The 16,207-nt window shown below is 57.3% G+C and carries 13 protein-coding genes; 11 read left to right on the top strand and 2 right to left on the bottom strand.

Features of this window, described 5'->3' with window-relative positions; translation table 11 throughout:
- Positions 1 to 269 precede the first annotated feature (269 nt).
- The 4 genes from FYC77_RS15860 to FYC77_RS15875 all read left to right on the top strand — a co-directional run bounded on the left by FYC77_RS15860 (position 270) and on the right by FYC77_RS15875 (position 5,537).
- Complete coding sequence (locus tag FYC77_RS15860; RefSeq protein WP_149082478.1) at positions 270 to 473, top strand: hypothetical protein; 204 nt, start codon at positions 270 to 272, stop codon at positions 471 to 473.
- Between the two features lie 1,531 nt (positions 474 to 2,004).
- Entirely contained in the window at positions 2,005 to 2,997 is a 993-nt protein-coding gene (locus FYC77_RS15865; protein WP_149082479.1) for a PD-(D/E)XK nuclease family protein, read from the top strand.
- Positions 2,994 to 3,350 (top strand): calcium-binding protein, encoded by a 357-nt coding sequence (locus tag FYC77_RS15870; protein WP_149082480.1) that lies wholly within the window; start codon positions 2,994 to 2,996, stop codon positions 3,348 to 3,350. The genes FYC77_RS15865 and FYC77_RS15870 overlap by 4 nt, the downstream gene beginning before the upstream one ends.
- 141 nt (positions 3,351 to 3,491) lie before the next feature.
- Entirely contained in the window at positions 3,492 to 5,537 is a 2,046-nt protein-coding gene (locus tag FYC77_RS15875; RefSeq protein WP_149082481.1) for a CFI-box-CTERM domain-containing protein, read from the top strand.
- A 695-nt stretch (positions 5,538 to 6,232) separates the two neighbouring features.
- Here the strand turns inward: FYC77_RS15875 and FYC77_RS15880 are convergent.
- A complete protein-coding gene (locus FYC77_RS15880; protein WP_149082482.1) occupies positions 6,233 to 7,654 on the bottom strand; it encodes an SWIM zinc finger family protein in 1,422 nt (473 codons plus the stop codon).
- A 220-nt stretch (positions 7,655 to 7,874) separates the two neighbouring features.
- Between FYC77_RS15880 and FYC77_RS15885 the strand changes: the two genes are divergently transcribed.
- Positions 7,875 to 9,254, top strand: coding sequence for an ATP-binding protein (locus FYC77_RS15885; RefSeq protein WP_149082483.1), 1,380 nt, complete (start codon positions 7,875 to 7,877; stop codon positions 9,252 to 9,254).
- 84 nt (positions 9,255 to 9,338) lie between these two features.
- Here FYC77_RS15885 and FYC77_RS15890 read toward each other — a convergent pair whose 3' ends face one another.
- On the bottom strand, positions 9,339 to 10,271 hold the full coding sequence (locus tag FYC77_RS15890) for an NAD-dependent epimerase/dehydratase family protein (RefSeq protein ID WP_149082484.1): 933 nt from the start codon (positions 10,269 to 10,271) through the stop codon (positions 9,339 to 9,341).
- A 147-nt stretch (positions 10,272 to 10,418) separates the two neighbouring features.
- On the opposite strand from FYC77_RS15890, the gene FYC77_RS15895 reads away from it, so the two are divergent.
- The 6 genes from FYC77_RS15895 to FYC77_RS15920 all read left to right on the top strand — a co-directional run bounded on the left by FYC77_RS15895 (position 10,419) and on the right by FYC77_RS15920 (position 16,206).
- Positions 10,419 to 10,679, top strand: coding sequence for a hypothetical protein (locus tag FYC77_RS15895; protein WP_149082485.1), 261 nt, complete (start codon positions 10,419 to 10,421; stop codon positions 10,677 to 10,679).
- 156 nt (positions 10,680 to 10,835) lie between these two features.
- Positions 10,836 to 12,170 (top strand): nucleotide sugar dehydrogenase, encoded by a 1,335-nt coding sequence (locus FYC77_RS15900; RefSeq protein ID WP_149082486.1) that lies wholly within the window; start codon positions 10,836 to 10,838, stop codon positions 12,168 to 12,170.
- Complete coding sequence (locus tag FYC77_RS15905; protein WP_149082487.1) at positions 12,170 to 13,339, top strand: glycosyltransferase; 1,170 nt, start codon at positions 12,170 to 12,172, stop codon at positions 13,337 to 13,339. Before FYC77_RS15900 ends, FYC77_RS15905 begins: the two co-directional genes overlap by 1 nt.
- Entirely contained in the window at positions 13,332 to 14,309 is a 978-nt protein-coding gene (locus tag FYC77_RS15910; RefSeq protein ID WP_238386987.1) for a polysaccharide deacetylase family protein, read from the top strand. Before FYC77_RS15905 ends, FYC77_RS15910 begins: the two co-directional genes overlap by 8 nt.
- 5 nt (positions 14,310 to 14,314) lie before the next feature.
- Entirely contained in the window at positions 14,315 to 15,043 is a 729-nt protein-coding gene (locus tag FYC77_RS15915) for a formyltransferase family protein (RefSeq protein WP_162354544.1), read from the top strand.
- A complete protein-coding gene (locus FYC77_RS15920; RefSeq protein ID WP_149082489.1) occupies positions 15,040 to 16,206 on the top strand; it encodes a carboxylate--amine ligase in 1,167 nt (388 codons plus the stop codon). The genes FYC77_RS15915 and FYC77_RS15920 overlap by 4 nt, the downstream gene beginning before the upstream one ends.
- Position 16,207 lies beyond the last annotated feature (1 nt).

Genomic DNA, 16,207 nt, shown 5'->3' on the forward strand with positions numbered 1-16,207 from the left:
ACTTCGGGGTAGGTACCAGAGGTGACCCTGTTTCCACAGGAGTCAGTTACGACTCTAGACGAGCTTGGGACACGACCAAACCATTGCCAGTGTACTCGCAGACGGTACATAGTGGACGGGTGAGCCCCCTCGAAGCAAAGTGGTTCAAAGGTCCCCGGGCTTTCGTCACTACGTAGAATCGAATACCGTGGTATCTGCTGTCATACTAACTTTCGACGCCTCTGAGGGTGGCCAGAACACTGATCAACTCTGGTATCATCAGATGCCGTATGAGCGACGGAGAAGCTGCTAGAGTACAGATCGGCGACTCGGAGCGAACGGGCTGTTACTCTCTTCCCGTCGAAACACTCCGTGTCGAGAATGGAGACGAACCGGACGAAGTCGTCCTTTTCACTGACGACCTCACCCGCTGTACCGAATGGATCGCGGCCAGCGGGTCCGAATCGTTCGTCGATCTTCGAGCGTGGCGCTAACTAGATCATCTCAGGCGGTCTGCTGTCTGTCATTTCCGGCGAAACCGCCGGACTGATCACGTCGCATCTGATCTGTCAAGGTAGCATTCCGTAGCAGTCTAGCTGCCATCGAACTCGAGACCATGAAATTCGAACCGGGCACCGCCATCCATTTCATCAGTGAAGAATCCTCACAGTATGAGATCTCTTCGATGATACGCGCTACCGAAGACGGAGTTCTCGGATACGGACCTCGTACGATCGATGTCTCGAGGACCAGGCAGCCGAGACAGCTCTCGAACAGCCCGCTCGGGCATGACTGAGCAGAAACAGCTACCGACGCAAAACTCCAGGGTCGGTGGGTGACCCACCCCAATACGTGTTCGAACGGAGCGTTGCCTATCAGGGGGGTGATGAACCTGATGGGCAACGACGATAACCCCTGGATGGGTGTTCGGAAGGGGTGGTAGGCAGGGATGACGTGTCAACGGGCTATTGACGAGTCCCCCATCCCCACCTGTCTGTTCATTGGCAGTACTGCACAATATACTTATTGTAAAAATCTGATTACTAACAACCCACAACTAATCTTCTGCACACCTCGGGCATGGTTTCTCGTTTCTCCCAGGATTTGCGAAGGTCTGTGGAAAATACTCATAAGTTATTTTCAACGGTAACACAGTCAGCGTGGCCAGTATCCGGAGGTTGTCGGGACGTATCTCGAGGGGTCGTCAGTCGTCACACAGACCGCCGAGAGCGGTTTCAACACCGGATCGGAGTACGACCGCGACGACTTGACTCCTCCCCCGCGTGAACGTGAAGTACCGCGGGGGCAAGCCCCGCGGCTTCACCGTTTTGACCGCACGTCCCAAAACGGGCCGTGCTGTCGCAGGCGAATTTAATTCCCCTCGTCCTCCCCGCGATGGGTCGGTTGGAATTAACACCCGAACGCCCGGCGCGTCCGTGAGGGTCGACGGCTCCACCCCGCCCGACAACACCCGTCTCACCGCCATAGCGGGTTTTGAGAGGTGTCGCATTCCTCGCAACTGCCAGCAGTTGCTTCGGATTGAGGTCTTCAATCCCCGTCGCAACTGTATCCTTCAGTACGGTTGGATGAGTAGTAAAGCTTACGCGATTCACCCTCGGGGTCAAGCCCCGAGGCACTCTCGCTGTCTCTCTGTAGAGGAGGGAGTCAATGAACGGCGGGATTGTCTGTCACGTGGGGCACCAGTGTATGGCAGATGCGTCCACTCCCGCCAGTTCGGGGATACGGTCTGTAGAACTGAAAATACTATGGTTGATCGTTGTCATCTCCATACGATCGAGGAACTCACCACTCTTTGTCTCCAAGTGCTGAGTTTATATAATAGTTCAAATGGATACTCCCTGATTAGATTGGTGATCTGGATAGGGAAGCGGTGTATCGTCACCGTCGGCAGTGAACCAACCCAACGAAGACCGGTCGTGAGAGTACCACCGTTTCGTGGGACACGACGTTGTCCAGTCCGAGATATCCCACACGGTTTTGGCACCTGACCACCTCACTCTAGATATGCCGTTCAGTGTGAGTTGGCAGACGCTCCTCGACGAACTCGAGGAGCTCCCCGACGGAGCGACGCTCGTTACACCCTTATCGCACAATCGGTTCCGAATCACCGATGTCCAGGAGCAACGTGTTATCATTAGCTTCGAAGATAACGAGCAAAAGCGACCACTCCAGCGCGATCAGTTCGAGACGCTGTACCGGCGGATCACTGATGCGCCGACTGGGTTCCAACTCGATCGGCTCCCGCCTGATGCCGACCCGTATCCGGCGGTATGGAGCCTGCATCCGCGCTTTGAGATCAACGGGGATGCTGGTGTGATCGTCGAGCAGGATGGGCCGACGTCAACGTCGACACAGCTGCTCGAGGGCGAGACTGCGCCGGAGACAGGTGACCGGACGGAGCCCGATCTTGCCGTGTACGCCGACGCGCTCTTGCTCGTAGATGCACTCGAACGCCACAACGTCACCACGCTAGAGGAGATGGACACGGATGCGCTGGTCAATCTGTACACGCTGCTCTCGGACGTCCAGCGCAACGCCAACGAATTGCGCCAGGACGTCGCCGACGTCCTCCTCAATCGTCTCCACCACGATCGGCCGGTCAATGGCCCGTTTGGCTCTGTCCAACGGACGACTCGACGCAACCGTACGCTCAAGGATGACGAGGAGGTGCTGGCGGCGCTCGAGGACGCTGGCATCGAGCGCAAGCGTGTCATGGGTGTCGACCGCACAAAGGTCGATGACGCGCTCGAGGTGACGGAACTGGCTGAGAGTGACGTATACGAAATCGACGAACGCGAGTACGTTCGCAAGGCCGAGGTAGACGAGGAACGCAAGCAGACGCGCCTGCAAGGTCTCAAGGAACAACTCGCTGCCACCGAAAGCGAGGAAGCCGAAGAGCTTCGTCAGGAGATAGAAGAACTCGAAGGTCGAATCGGGGAGTTAACCGAGTTCAAATCAGGGCAAGCATTTCATGCCCGTACTGGGGGTGAGCCATGACAACGAGAGATCGAGATGAAGAACGAGACGAACGAATCAATATGGAGATCATCGTCGATGCGTACACGCCCGAAGAGCAAGCGATGGGATGGCACATCTATCTGGAGGAAACGATGGATTTTCCCTTCAAAGCGCGTTGTATCGACGAACAAGAAGTTTCTCCGCTGGAGGAAAGCGAAACAGTTCGTGTAGTCGGTAAGCCCTCGTCTGAACCATCTCTCCGTCAACAGTTCGTCACCATCGAGTGGATGGATCGGGAGTTCGGCGTACCGCTGAGCCAACTGGAACCCGTAGAGGCCAGCAGTGATACCGAGCAAGCCATTGAGGACTGGCACTACTGGCTCGAACGCTGACCAGAAAGAATTACCGCTGCGAGTTCCGATCTCGCGAATGTTTTGTCTCGATATTAGTACAGGAACGTGACAACCTGTTCGGGGACGCTCGGCCCTCGTAGGAGATTATTATTAACAACAAAAAATATAGTGAAAGATATTATGATTACCGAAGATATTAATAACACCGTAAGAAAGTTATTCTCGATGACTGAACGCATCCTTCCTGAAATCGACAGACGTGATGCCCTGAAGATAGCGGGTGCTGGTGCAGTAGGCTTTACTAGTTTTGGAACGCCGACGGCCGCCCAAGAACAGTCAGTACCCGATTCAGCCCAGTACGACGAGCTCCTCGAGGACATGGGAGGTGAGGGAACGGTCGACAATCCATACATTGTGACCAATATTGTGGAGTTACAAGCGGCAAACGGTGATCTCACTGCCTCCTATGCGTTGGGGGATGATATTGATGCATCCGAAACTGCGAGCTGGAACGAAACGAGCGAGATCGCGACGGACGATCTAGGCCCGGCAACTGATGAGTCATACGAACTCTCACTCTCTCCGATAGTAGCTGATTCAGAAAACGTGTTTGTTGATGGAGACGCTGTAAGTGAATCCGCATACTCCATCGACTATGAGACTGGAGAACTTACGTTCGAATCTCCACCTGGAGATCATGGAGAAACGCTATCAGCAGCATACGAACTATCGGAAGCTGTAACACTTGGGTTCACCCCAATCGGGCTCGGGAGTGGTTTTGCGGGAGAGATCGACGCAGCCGGCCATTTCATCCATGGGCTGGAGATTTATCGACCCCACCAAACTGGCGTCGGACTAGTTGGTACGTTAGATGGTGGAGAACTGACAGGCATCTCCGTCTCACAGGCAACTGTCACCGGAAGCTCACAAACAGGCGGTCTGGTTGGTATCAATCAGGGGACGATCACTGATTCATCCGTCACTGGTATCATCACTGGACGAAACGACGTTGGTGGGGTTGTCGGATTGAATCTCGGAGACAGTGTCGTAAAGACATCTGCCGCAACGGGGTCCATTGCAGGGGATAGTTTTCTGGGAGGACTTCTGGGAAAGAACAGAGGTTCAATCGTCGAGTCTACAGCCACTGCCGACGTTAGTGGGACAGGTGGCGTAATCGGCGGTCTCGTTGGCTTCAATAGTGGAGGTACAATTCAGCAGTCCTATGCCACTGGGACCGCCTCTGCCGGCGGTGATTTCGTCGGTGGGCTCGTGGGAGACAACTTCGAAGGGACACTCGAATACGTGTATGCAACCGGTGATGTGATTGGCCGTGATTACGTCGGTGGGCTTGTTGGTCTTCACGCCAACGGGGAGCTCTCCGAGTCGTTTGCAGCTGGGACGGTAACTGGCGATGAATCCCCCGGTGGAGTTGTCGCGCTCAATATGGACAGTGATGTCGAACGATCGTATTGGGACATTCCCAGCACCGAACAGACGGAGAGCAACGGTGGGGAAGGTCTTGGGTCAATCGAGGAAGCGCCACCTGCAGCGCCGATGGTCGGTACGACTGCAGAGACTGCCATGGACGAATTCGACTTCGATGGGACGTGGCAAACGTCCAGTGATGGATATCCAGACCTCCGTGACGGACAGGAGCCAGCAGCGGCAGATACTGTTCTCGTCACGATTCAGCACCCAGTTGCAGATGCCGAAGTCGACGAGAGCGACCCGCTCCAGGTTCTCGTTGATGTGATAAATGTTGGAACCGAGGAAACAACCCAGGAAATCGAGCTCAGCCAGCCGGTTACGGATACTGCGACCGTCGAGTTAGCGCCTGGTGAACGCGACCGCCTCGAGTTTCACGTCCCAGAAAATGTGCTTGCGGGCACTGTAACGGTCGCTGCTGAAAGTGAAAGCGATGCCGATTCGATATCTGTAACCGCTACTGATCCATGTTTCATCGCGACGGCAGCGTACAATACGCCTCACGCCGAGGAAATTGACGTGCTCCGCGAGTTCCGCGATAGCGTCCTTGATCGACACAGTGTGGGTCGTCTCTTCATCGATCTGTACTACAGGTGTAGTCCACCGATTGCTGACTGGCTCCGGCAGAGCCCACGACGACGATATCTCGTTCGGGAGATTGTCGTCGGGCCACTCGTAGCAGCTGTAGAACGATTCGGACAGACTGGCCTCTCACCGAACGACAATCGGGGTTCGAACTGAGAGAAAGACACAATCAGTAAGCAGAAAATACGGGACGCACTCCAACGAACAGCTTTCGAGGACCGTATCGAACGCGATCCGAACTCGGGTCGCTACGGTGCTGACTGCTATCGATGGGTTGGGGATTCCAATCTTCGGGAGACGGTTGGAGTCGTTGCATCTGCTGATCACCTTCTTGTGACTAATCCCCGTGCTGTGTTTTTGGAACTCTAATGGCGGTGATAGAGTTACGAGCGTATACCCCCGCCTTCCCGTGAGTGAGGTGTGTTCGGACGCTCTGTCGGAACTGAGGAGCGAACAGGCGGGGGTCGAGCGGACAGCATAGTGTAACTTCTATTGCAGTGCTGGATTTCCCACCACAATTATTTTACTTGTGGGCCGGATATGACAAATTGCTACGGGATCGGTGAGATGCTGGCCCCGAACCACAAGGGACGGTGGACCTGCGGTGGTTTACACAGCAATGACACGGATTCCGATGGGGCCTCATTGACCGGGCCACAGCCCTACAGCGAGGGAGAAAACGAGAGTTTCGCCGGTATCAAGCGAGAGCCAAGCTCTCGCGGACCGTCGGAAGACTGTGTCTTCCGAGATGCTGCCGGTTCCCTCTGAGTGCGGGTTGGAACCGTGAACGCTGCACTCGGCGGAAATCCGATGGTCGGATTCCTCCGCGTGAACGCGGAGGAGGAGGTCAATCAGCAGGCTAACTCGTCGTAGATTCGCTTACGAACCGCGACGTCCTCGTCGGCGAGCGTCTGCAACAGCGCGCGCAACTCCCTCGCGGACGCCGACGCGAGTACGTCCTCCAGCGACTGGTCGCCGCCGGCGGTCTCGATGTCGCCGCTTGCCAGCACGGTTGCGACGATGTGCTTGCAGGGAACCGCGTCGTCGGGACAGCTACACCGCCCTTCGACGTACCGTCCGTCCGAAAGGGTGACCCGGACGTCGTAGGGCCGGCTGCCCTGGACCGTCGCCTGGACCACGTCGTCGACGTGCTCGAGGTCGGTCACGGCCCCGCGCTCGTAGTAGCTCCGTCCCCGGTCGTACCGTCCGGGTTCGGTTATCGATCGAAGGGCGTCCGTATCGACCGACGACGACGGCTCCCGCGTGTCGAGCCGGGGGAACTCCGCGACGACCGGATCGTCGCCCGGAATCTCGGGATCGGTCCCCCGGCGATGGATGTACCCCTGCTGTGGCCACCCGAGCGGAACCCAGTAGGCCGGATCGCTCGCGACCTCCCAGCACCGTTCGATCACGTCGACCCGGTCGTCCGGGCGGATCCCCTCGAGCGTCACCGTCCGTGGCGTTCTCCCGACGTCGATCGCGACGTCGGTCTGGTGTGTCCCATCGTCGGCGACCCGCTCGGCGTAGTCGGCACGAATATCGCCGAACGCCTCGATGCCCGCCGCGGCGAAGCCGTGGCCCGTGCGCTCGAGTTCGAACACTAAGTCCGCATACTTGTGCTTCTCGCGGTACTTGATCAGCGGCCGGTTGCTCCCGACCAGATCGGTCGGATCGTACTCCGGGAGCGTCGTTCCGAAGACGATCGGCGTGATCGGCTGGTCGGGCGTCTCGGGGAGACGATCGGTCTCGGGAGCGCGGTCGTCGGCCGGTTCGCCGAGTGGCGTCTCGAACAGCCGTCGACAGGCCGGACACACCCTCGCCCCGAGCCCGCGATAGGTCGTTGACTCGTGGGACCGACACCAGTCACAGCTGCGGCGGGAGTCGTGGTCCGCCCGGTCCCAGTCGACGTCGCGGCGGGTCGTCACGAGCTTGAGCCCCGCGATGATCCGGGACCGGCGGCGCTGGTGGCGATCCAGGACGGACCGACACGACCCACAGAGGCCGGCGTCGCCGTCCTCGATGAGGGCGGGGAGGACGAGGCGCTGGTCGTCGGTGCGCCCGCGAGGGAACGAACTCCCACCCATCGACAGCGAGACCGACACCGACCCGGACCGGCCGTCGTCCGGCGTCTCCGGCGGCTCGTAGGCGACGATGTCGGTTGCCGTGACGGTTTCGTCGGGCGCGGTGTCGTCGGCGAACCGCTTGCCATACCGGCAGCCGTCGGGACCGACGACGTGCCACTTTCCCGAGCCGGTGCGTGCGAAGGTCGGCACGGGCGAACGGACGCGGGGGAGTTGGAACAGCGTTTCGGTCGTCGACAGCGTGTTAGGGAAAATTCGAGGCGAAAGCCTCGTCCTTCTGGGTGGGATGGAGCCGACCAACAGTATTCACCCGACGACGGTGGCATAGAGATTCGAGGAGGAAGCCGACCAGTGATCTCAGTCCGGCCACCCATCGGTTTATTATGCATGAGATAATATTATCGCGTGTATAATGATCGACCGCGCCAAAGAGGTAGAGTGGCTTAGGTCACATCTCACTCGAGACGAGCGCCAACTGCTCGTTGTGTATGGACGGCGTCGCGTTGGAAAAACTACGCTGGTGACAGAGGTCTTAGAAACTCTTCAGACAGAGTGTATATACTATCTATGCGATCAGCGTGGCCCAGCACATAATGCTAGACAGTTCGCTACCCAATGTGCAGAGGCGTTCGATGACATCCCACCCGATGTCGATGGATTTGTTGATGCATTTCAGTATCTCAAAAACCGAGTTGATGGACCATATATTGTTGCTCTGGATGAATTCTCGTATCTGGTTGAGGCTGATGAGACGATCCCCTCTGTGTTTCAAACGATCGTCGATGAGGTGCTCGCAGACACAGAAATTTCCCTTGTTCTTCTCGGATCTTCGATCTCGATGATGGAAGAAGGCGTATTGAGTTACGAAAGCCCATTGTACGGTCGACGAACCGGACAATGGGAGTTAGCCCCGCTCTCATTCGCGGACATGCGAGGGTTTTTTCCAGACAAAGATATCAACACACAAATCCAGACGTACAGTGTGCTCGGTGGAATTCCGGCATACCTAGAGCAGTTCGATCCTGAGCAATCACTGCTATCGAATATCGAGACACACATCCTCTCAAAAGGAGCGTTCCTGTATGAAGAGCCAGAATTTCTCCTTCGGCAGGAGCTTCGGGAACCAGCAACGTACATGGCTATCCTCGAGGCAATTGCTGCGGGTTCGACCCGTGTGACAGATATCGCGAACACGATCGGAAAAGATGCCAGCGGTATTTCTCGATATCTCAAAAACCTCTCGAAGTTAGCGCTTGTCGAACGGGAGACACCGGTGACTGATCCAGACGGACGTGGTGTATACCGGATCGCAGATGATTTTCTCCGGTTCTGGTTTCGGTTCGTCGCCCCGAATAAGGGAACACTCGAGCAGGGCCGAACAGCGGCAGTTCGAGACTCGCTTGCAGATTCGCTCTCAGATCATACCAGCCAGACATTTGAACACGTATGTCAGCAAGCAGTTCAGTCAGCGGCCGTTCCGGTCGATTGCTCACGTGTCGGTCGGTGGTGGTACAAGGAAGCAGAAATCGACGTCGTCGGACTCAATCCACAAACGAACACACTGCTACTCGGCGAGTGCAAGTGGACCAATACTCCTGTCGGAACCAGTTTGCTAACTGATCTCGAGGAACTTGAGGAAAACGTTCGATGGCAGGGAGATGATCGTACCGTTGAGTATGCACTGTTTTCACGTTCTGGGTTTACTGACGAGTTAGAAACGCTTGTGTCCGAACGTTCGGACCTCTATTTGTATACTCCCGAGGAACTCGCCACTATCTTTGTATCCAGTTGATGACATTAGCGAGAGAATCCCGCCGTTCACGCCGGGCGAGGATGTCACCCCTCCCCTACTTGTGAAGCAACGTGTTTCGTCTTCCTAGTTCGCGTGCTGATTGCGATACCACTCGATAGTCTGCTCGAGGCCCTCACGAATCGATACAGTTGGTTCGTAGTCGAGGTGCTCGGTGGCTTTCGAGATATCGGCTTCGGAGTGGTCGATGTCGCCAGCTCGAGCCTCCGTGTGGACGATGTCCGAGTTCGTATCAGTAATGTCCTGAATGAGTTCGGCTAATTTACGGATGGTGATCGACTCGCCAGTGCCGATATTGTACGCTTCGCCGACTGCGTCAGTGGTTGCGGCGTTGCGGTTGGCCTGGACAACATCGTCGATGAAGACGAAATCCCGGGTCTGTTGACCATCGCCGTAGACCGTGATATCCTCACCCGAGAGGGCCTGGTCGACGAAGACGCTGATCACGCCGCTGTAGTCGCCGGCTACCTGTCCCGGCCCGTAGACGTTGAAATAGCGGAGCGCAATCGTCTCGAGGTCGTAGAGCTCGTTGTACAGGCGTGCGTAGTGATCGATGGTGAGTTTGTCGAGGCCGTACGGTGAGGTCGGCTCTTTCGAGTGGCTCTCGGAGATGGGAGTTTCGTTGGGGTGACCATAGATCGCCGCACTTGAGGCGAGCACGACGCGAGTCTCCTGGGTCCGTGCCTGCTCAAGCAAGGAGAGCGTCGCGTCGACGTTGATCTCGTGGCTTGTGGTCGGGTTCTCGGTGGATTCGGCGACGCTGACGAGGGCCGCCTCGTGGAAGATCAGATCCAGCGACTGGGGCCAAGCGGCATCGTCACGGATATCGGCCTCGTGAAGCGTCGCCCCAGACGGGACGTTCTTCCGGCGACCGGTCGTGAGATTGTCGAGAATGTGGACGGTACTGTCGCCGGTTACGGCTCGAGCGAGATGGCTGCCGATGAAGCCAGCGCCCCCAGTGACGAGGATCGACTGATCGGTGGGAGTGCATGCGGGCATAGTAGAGAGTATCACGACCGATGTATTTCTGTTCCGGTCCATCGACGGACACTCCGTCAACGTGTCGAACGTCTGAACCAGAGACTATTAGTACGTTCACTCGAGACTGAATACCAGTTTCAGTCCACCGCGTGAGGGCGCTGCACAATGGTCGATTCAACGGGAGATAACAAACCGAAATGGGGGGCCGACGGGGCGACCGTTGGCTACGAGTACGCCGACGACTCGAGTCCACCAGTGATCGGGAGAGATGCGGCCCTCCTGTCCGAGGGTGCTGTGGGCCGCACGTCGTTCATCGTTGCAAGGGGCCGTCGTGACCACGAAGTGCCAGAAGAATCAATAGCTATCGGTACACCCACACAACATACGGAACGAGCTGAATATCTCCAGGGGGAGAACAGTATCTAATGAGATCTATCGCGAACCCGGAACGCGGAAAAAGAGTGAACGATCGTGCCGAACCGGGTATCCCAGCAGGATACTCGCGAACCGACCGGAGGGGCGCGAGCTCGAGTCGACGTTCGTCAGTGGGTGTGGCCTCGAGTTCGGTTGGGGTGAGAGCCGATGAGTGAAAGGAAACGCTCGACGGGCGACAGAATCCAGGCGATTTCCAGGAGCGACACCGCCAGTATCTGCGTCGTCGGCCTCGGCTACGTGGGTCTTCCACTCGCTTCTGGGTTCGACCAGGCCGGCCACGACGTCAGCGGCTACGACATCGACCCAGAAACGGTCACGGCGCTCGAAAACGGCGTCGACCCGACTGGCGACGTCGGCGACGAAGCGATCCGTGACGGGACCATCGAGTTTACGACCGACCCGACTGCGATCGGCGACGCCGAGTACGTGATCGTCGCGGTTCCCACGCCAGTCGACGATCTCGAGAAGCCCAACCTCGAGCTCGTCGAGAGTGCCGGGCGAACAGTTGGCGAGCACCTACAGGAGGGTGCCACCGCGATTCTGGAGTCGACCGTCTATCCCGGTGCGACTCGCGAGGAGTTCGTCCCCGCCATCGAGGAAGCCTCCGGGATGACCGCTGGCGAGGAGTTCGGCGTCGGCTACTCCCCCGAACGGATGGTTCCCGGCGACGACGACCACGGCCTGCGAAACGTCGTCAAGATCGTCAGCGGGATGACCGACGAGACACTCGATGAGGTCGCCACCCTCTACGGGTCGGTGGTCGACGCGGGCGTCCACCGCGCGCCGACGATCGAGACCGCCGAAGCCGCGAAATGCGTCGAAAACACCCAGCGGGATCTCAACATCGCGCTGGTCAACGAGCTCGCGGTGGCCTGTGACCACCTCGGGCTGGATACCCAGGCCGTCCTCGAGGCGGCGGGCACGAAGTGGAACTTCCACGACTACCGGCCCGGCCTCGTCGGCGGCCACTGCATCCCCGTCGATCCCTTTTACCTGATCTACGAGTCCGAACAGAACGGGTTCGCGCCCGAGCTGATCCGGAAGGCCCGCGAGGTCAACGAGTACGTCCCCGAGCACGTCGCGAAGATGACGATCAAGGCGTTGAACGACGCCGGGAAGGTGTTGCGGGACAGCCGCGTGCTGGTGCTCGGGCTGGCGTACAAACCCAACGTCGGCGACATCCGGACGTCGGCGATCGACGGCACGATCGACGAACTCCGCGAGTACGACGTCGAGGTCGTCGGCTTCGATCCGCACGCGGAAAACGAGGCGATTACTGACGAGTTCGGCATCGACGTCCAGAAGGAACTCGACGTCGAGGGATTCGACGGCCTCATCGCTGGAACCCCACACAGCGAGTTCTACGGGCTGCCGTTCGGCGACCTGGCCTACGAGATGGCCGAGGAACCGGTACTGGTCGACGTCGACGGGACGTTCGAGGAACAGGCACACGAACACGGCTTTCGGTACCGCAAACTCTGATGTACCGGGACCACTCGATCGGCGTCGTCATCCCGGCGTACAACGAGGAAGGGTTCGTCGGCGACGTCATCCGCGAGATGCCCGACTACGTCGACCGGATGTACCTGATCGACGACTGCTCGACCGACGGCACCTGGGAGGAGATCCACGAGGCCGCCCGCGAGGACGCTTCGGCCGTGGAACTCGAGTACACCGGCGGGCTCGACGGCGCGGACGGCGAAGCCGAGGGCGACGACGCGGGCGAGCGGGAAGTCGCCGTCGACGGCGGATCAGCGCCTCGAGACGGCGAGGCCGGTGACAGTCGGGTACCGCCCGACCCCGTTCCCGACGGCGGTGAGAGCCTCCTCGCCCAGCGGGCGATCGTCGAACCGTCGATCGGGCGCGTCGTGCCGATCCAGCACCGCGAGAACCTGGGGGCCGGCGGCGCGATCAAGACCGGGTATCTCGCGGCGCTCGAGGACGCGGTGGACATCGTGCCCACCGTGGACGGCGACGGCCAGATGGATCTGTCGCAGCTGCCGAAGTTACTGGATCCGATCGTGGAGGACGAGGCCGACTACGCGAAGGGCAATCGGCTGCTGTACAGGGAGTACCGCGCGGACATGCCGCCGTTTCGCTTCTTCGGGAACTCGATCCTGACGTTCCTGACGAAGATCGCGTCGGGCTACTGGAAGACGATGGATCCCCAGAACGGGTACACGGCGATCTCCCACTACGCGCTGGCGAACGTCGGCCTCGAGAACATGTACGAGTACTACGGCTACTGTAACGATCTCCTGGTGAAGCTAAACGCCAAGGGGATGCGGGTGGCCGACGTGGCGATGCCCGCCGTCTACGGCGACGAGGAGTCCTCGATCGACTACACGACGTACATCCGGAAGGTGTCGTGGATGCTGCTGAAGAACTTCTTCTGGCGGCTCAAGGTGAAGTACCTCGTGCTGGACTTCCACCCGCTCGCGCTGTTTTACCTGTTCGGGGCAGCGACGGCGGCGCTGGGGATGGCTGGCGGGGCGTGGTCGCTGTACGCGAAGTTCGTGATCGGGGATTCGCTGTTCGTACGGGCGTCCGCGAGCCTGCTGTTGTTCTCGGTCGGCAGCATGTTCGTCATGTTCGCGATGCTGTTCGATATGCAAGCGAACGAGAACAAGGAGGTGCAGGTGCGTGAGTAACGACCTCTCGAGAAGATCACAGGACGGGTCCACCGACGAGTCCGTCACTCTCGAATACGATGAGGTCGAACAATTCGATTCGATCTCACCGACCCGGGAGACGGAACCCGAGTTTTCGTTCGGCGATAAGATCGTCTGTATAACTTTGGACCTCGAAAACGACTGGGAGTTCGACGATCCTCAGTATGATCATCTTACGCTCAAGTATCTCGACGATTTCATAGAACTGATCGCCGGTTTGGACGTTCCGCTAACTGTGTTCGTGGTCGGTCAAACCCTCGAGCGATACCCAGAGGCTGTCGACCGACTTGACGAACACTTGAACTGCGAGTTCCATCTCCACTCGTATCAACACGATACCTCGAAGAGCTACGACTTCCGGACGGAAATCCAACGAGGGGTCGAAGTGTTTCGCGATCACTTCGGAGAACCACCGAAGGGATACAGAGCACCCCAGGGAAACATCGAGCCGGCAGAATTGCCGATACTAGAGGAAGAAGGGTTTGTCTTCGACTCCAGCGTCTTCCCATCGTATCGACCCGGCGTTTACAACAATCTTCGCGCGCCGTTATGCCCATACGTTCCCGAGACGGCGACGGAACTGCTCGAAATACCCGTCGCATCGACTCCGGGAACGCGCATCCCGATCGTACACAGCTATCTCAAACTGTTTGGACGACCATACCTGTATTACCTGAAACACGCGCCTCTCCCAGACGTTCTCGTTTATAACGTTCACTTACAGGATCTGTATCGAACAGCATCGTACAATCGCCTCCCGACGGTGAAGCGGCACATCTACGAACGGAATATCGACCGGACCGAGTCGCTGTTCGTCCGGGTCATCAACCTCTTTCGAGACCGCGGTTATCGACCGGCGACGGCGACCGATTTACTCGAAATCGAATGGACCGATCAACGTCTCAACCATGGGGAGCGTGGCGGAAAGAACCCATCGATCGAGAAGTAACTAATATGTCTAAAACTGTCGTATTGCTGATTGAAGCAACCGGTCTAAAGGGCCGTAAGGTAATTCGCCATCTCGCCACGGATAGTCGGTTTTCCGAAAAGTTCGACCTCAGGGTAGTACTGGACGATACCGGTGAGGCGACCGATACACTCGATCGGTGGAACGTTCCGTGGGATGTGACGAACAACCGATCCAATCCCAAAACAGCGCTTGAACGTGTTTCACCGGAGAGCGGTATCGATTATCTCGTCGCCTGTGGGTGGGGGTATCTCCTTCCCGATGACGTGCTGTCAATTCCGGAACAGGCCGCGCTTAACTGCCACAGTTCATACCTCCCTGATTACAAAGGACTGTCAGTATATCGCCCACAGTGGGCCCACGCCGAACGATATGGTGGAGCGACGATTCACGTCATGAACGAAGAGATTGACGAAGGACCAATTATCACGCAAGGGCGGTTCACGATTACACTATGGGATACACCGTTGGATATCGCTCACAAGTACAGCGATCTCACGGCCCCGCTGCTCCGCGAAGCGATCGCGCTGATCGAACAAGGGTACGAAGGAACGGCTCACTCGGGCGGTCGATACTTCTCGAAAGTTCCATGGACCACCACGCTCACTCACGGCATTGTAAATCACGTGTGTCGCGCGTTCGGGTTCTCGTACAGATGGGAAATCGAACCAACCAAGGAAGCAAAGTTCGGCAGTGTCAGGGGGGAGTGTGAATGAAACGAGCGCTCGTTCTCGACGGACGATCGCTTTCGAGCCTTGCAGTCGTCCGCTCGCTCGGTTCGAACGGGTATCGGATTCACGGTGGAGATTCGTTCAAATGGAATCTCACGTCCTTCTCGAAACACGTCGATAAACGTCTCGTGTATCCCGATCCAGAAGATTCCCCTCATCATTTCACTGAGGCGATTATTGATCACATCAAACACGAGAATTACGACGTAGTCCTTCCAACTCGGGACGTGACGACGAGCCTCCTCTCCGCCAATCAAGACCGGATCAACGAATATACGAACACGTATCTCGCCAGCAGCGACGTCATGGACGTGTTCATGGACAAAGGTGAGACGATCAAACTCGCCAACGATGCTCAGGTTCCTACCCCCAAGACGTACTTTCCCGAACGGAAGAGCATAGAACAGATTGCAGACGAGATCTCCTATCCTGCACTCGTTCGCCCCAGACGAAGTGCGGGCTCGAGAGGCATTACTCGAGTCGAATCCGACCGAGAGCTGAAATCTGCGTTTCTCGAGGTGAAAGAGGAGTACGGGATCCCGATGATTCAGGAGTACGTCGAAAAAACGGGGTATACAACTGCCTGTGTTCTTTTGGACGGAGAACAGAATGAGGTTGCATCCTTTTCGTACGAACGGATCAAGGAGTATCCACTTAGCGGGGGACCGACGGTCGTCGGGAAGAGTACTGATGATTCCGAAGCAAAAGAGTACGCGAAACGTCTTCTCACTGCAGGGAACTGGAAAGGAGTTGCCGAGGTTGAGTTTATCGTTGATCAACAAGGTACACCCAGACTTTTAGAAGTGAATCCACGTTTCTGGATGCCTGTCCAGTTACCAATCGAGGCAGGTGTAGACTTCCCGATGTTAGTCACAAAACTAGCGGAAGGTGAATCGGTCACTCGCCCAATCGAGTACAAGACCAACGTTACGTACAGGTGGGTACTCCCAAATGAGATACTTCATTTCCTTAAATCCGGCATCGAAATATCGGACATGATAGAGTTGTTCCAATCACCGTTCAAAAACACGTGCTATGGAACTCTCTCATTTGATGATCCAATGGCCATGATTGGTACTGGTGCCCAGAGTATCAATTTCCTATTGGATAAAGAAAAGCGACAGTCAGTACTTGATCGAGAATGGTGAT

Origin of the sequence: Natrialba swarupiae (genome assembly GCF_008245225.1) — an archaeon.
GTDB lineage: Archaea > Halobacteriota > Halobacteria > Halobacteriales > Natrialbaceae > Natrarchaeobius > Natrarchaeobius swarupiae.

Excerpts from the sequence above, each read along its gene's own strand:
- FYC77_RS15865 (WP_149082479.1), top strand. The coding sequence starts at position 2,005 with ATGCCGTTCAGTGTGAGTTGGCAGACGCTCCTCGACGAACTCGAGGAG.
- FYC77_RS15895 (WP_149082485.1), top strand. The coding sequence starts at position 10,419 with ATGGTCGATTCAACGGGAGATAACAAACCGAAATGGGGGGCCGACGGG.
- FYC77_RS15885 (WP_149082483.1), top strand. The coding sequence starts at position 7,875 with ATGATCGACCGCGCCAAAGAGGTAGAGTGGCTTAGGTCACATCTCACT.
- FYC77_RS15905 (WP_149082487.1), top strand. The coding sequence starts at position 12,170 with ATGTACCGGGACCACTCGATCGGCGTCGTCATCCCGGCGTACAACGAG.
- FYC77_RS15890 (WP_149082484.1), bottom strand. The coding sequence starts at position 10,271 with ATGCCCGCATGCACTCCCACCGATCAGTCGATCCTCGTCACTGGGGGC.
- FYC77_RS15875 (WP_149082481.1), top strand. The coding sequence starts at position 3,492 with ATGATTACCGAAGATATTAATAACACCGTAAGAAAGTTATTCTCGATG.
- FYC77_RS15915 (WP_162354544.1), top strand. The coding sequence starts at position 14,315 with ATGTCTAAAACTGTCGTATTGCTGATTGAAGCAACCGGTCTAAAGGGC.
- FYC77_RS15870 (WP_149082480.1), top strand. The coding sequence starts at position 2,994 with ATGACAACGAGAGATCGAGATGAAGAACGAGACGAACGAATCAATATG.
- FYC77_RS15920 (WP_149082489.1), top strand. The coding sequence starts at position 15,040 with ATGAAACGAGCGCTCGTTCTCGACGGACGATCGCTTTCGAGCCTTGCA.
- FYC77_RS15860 (WP_149082478.1), top strand. The coding sequence starts at position 270 with ATGAGCGACGGAGAAGCTGCTAGAGTACAGATCGGCGACTCGGAGCGA.
- FYC77_RS15900 (WP_149082486.1), top strand. The coding sequence starts at position 10,836 with ATGAGTGAAAGGAAACGCTCGACGGGCGACAGAATCCAGGCGATTTCC.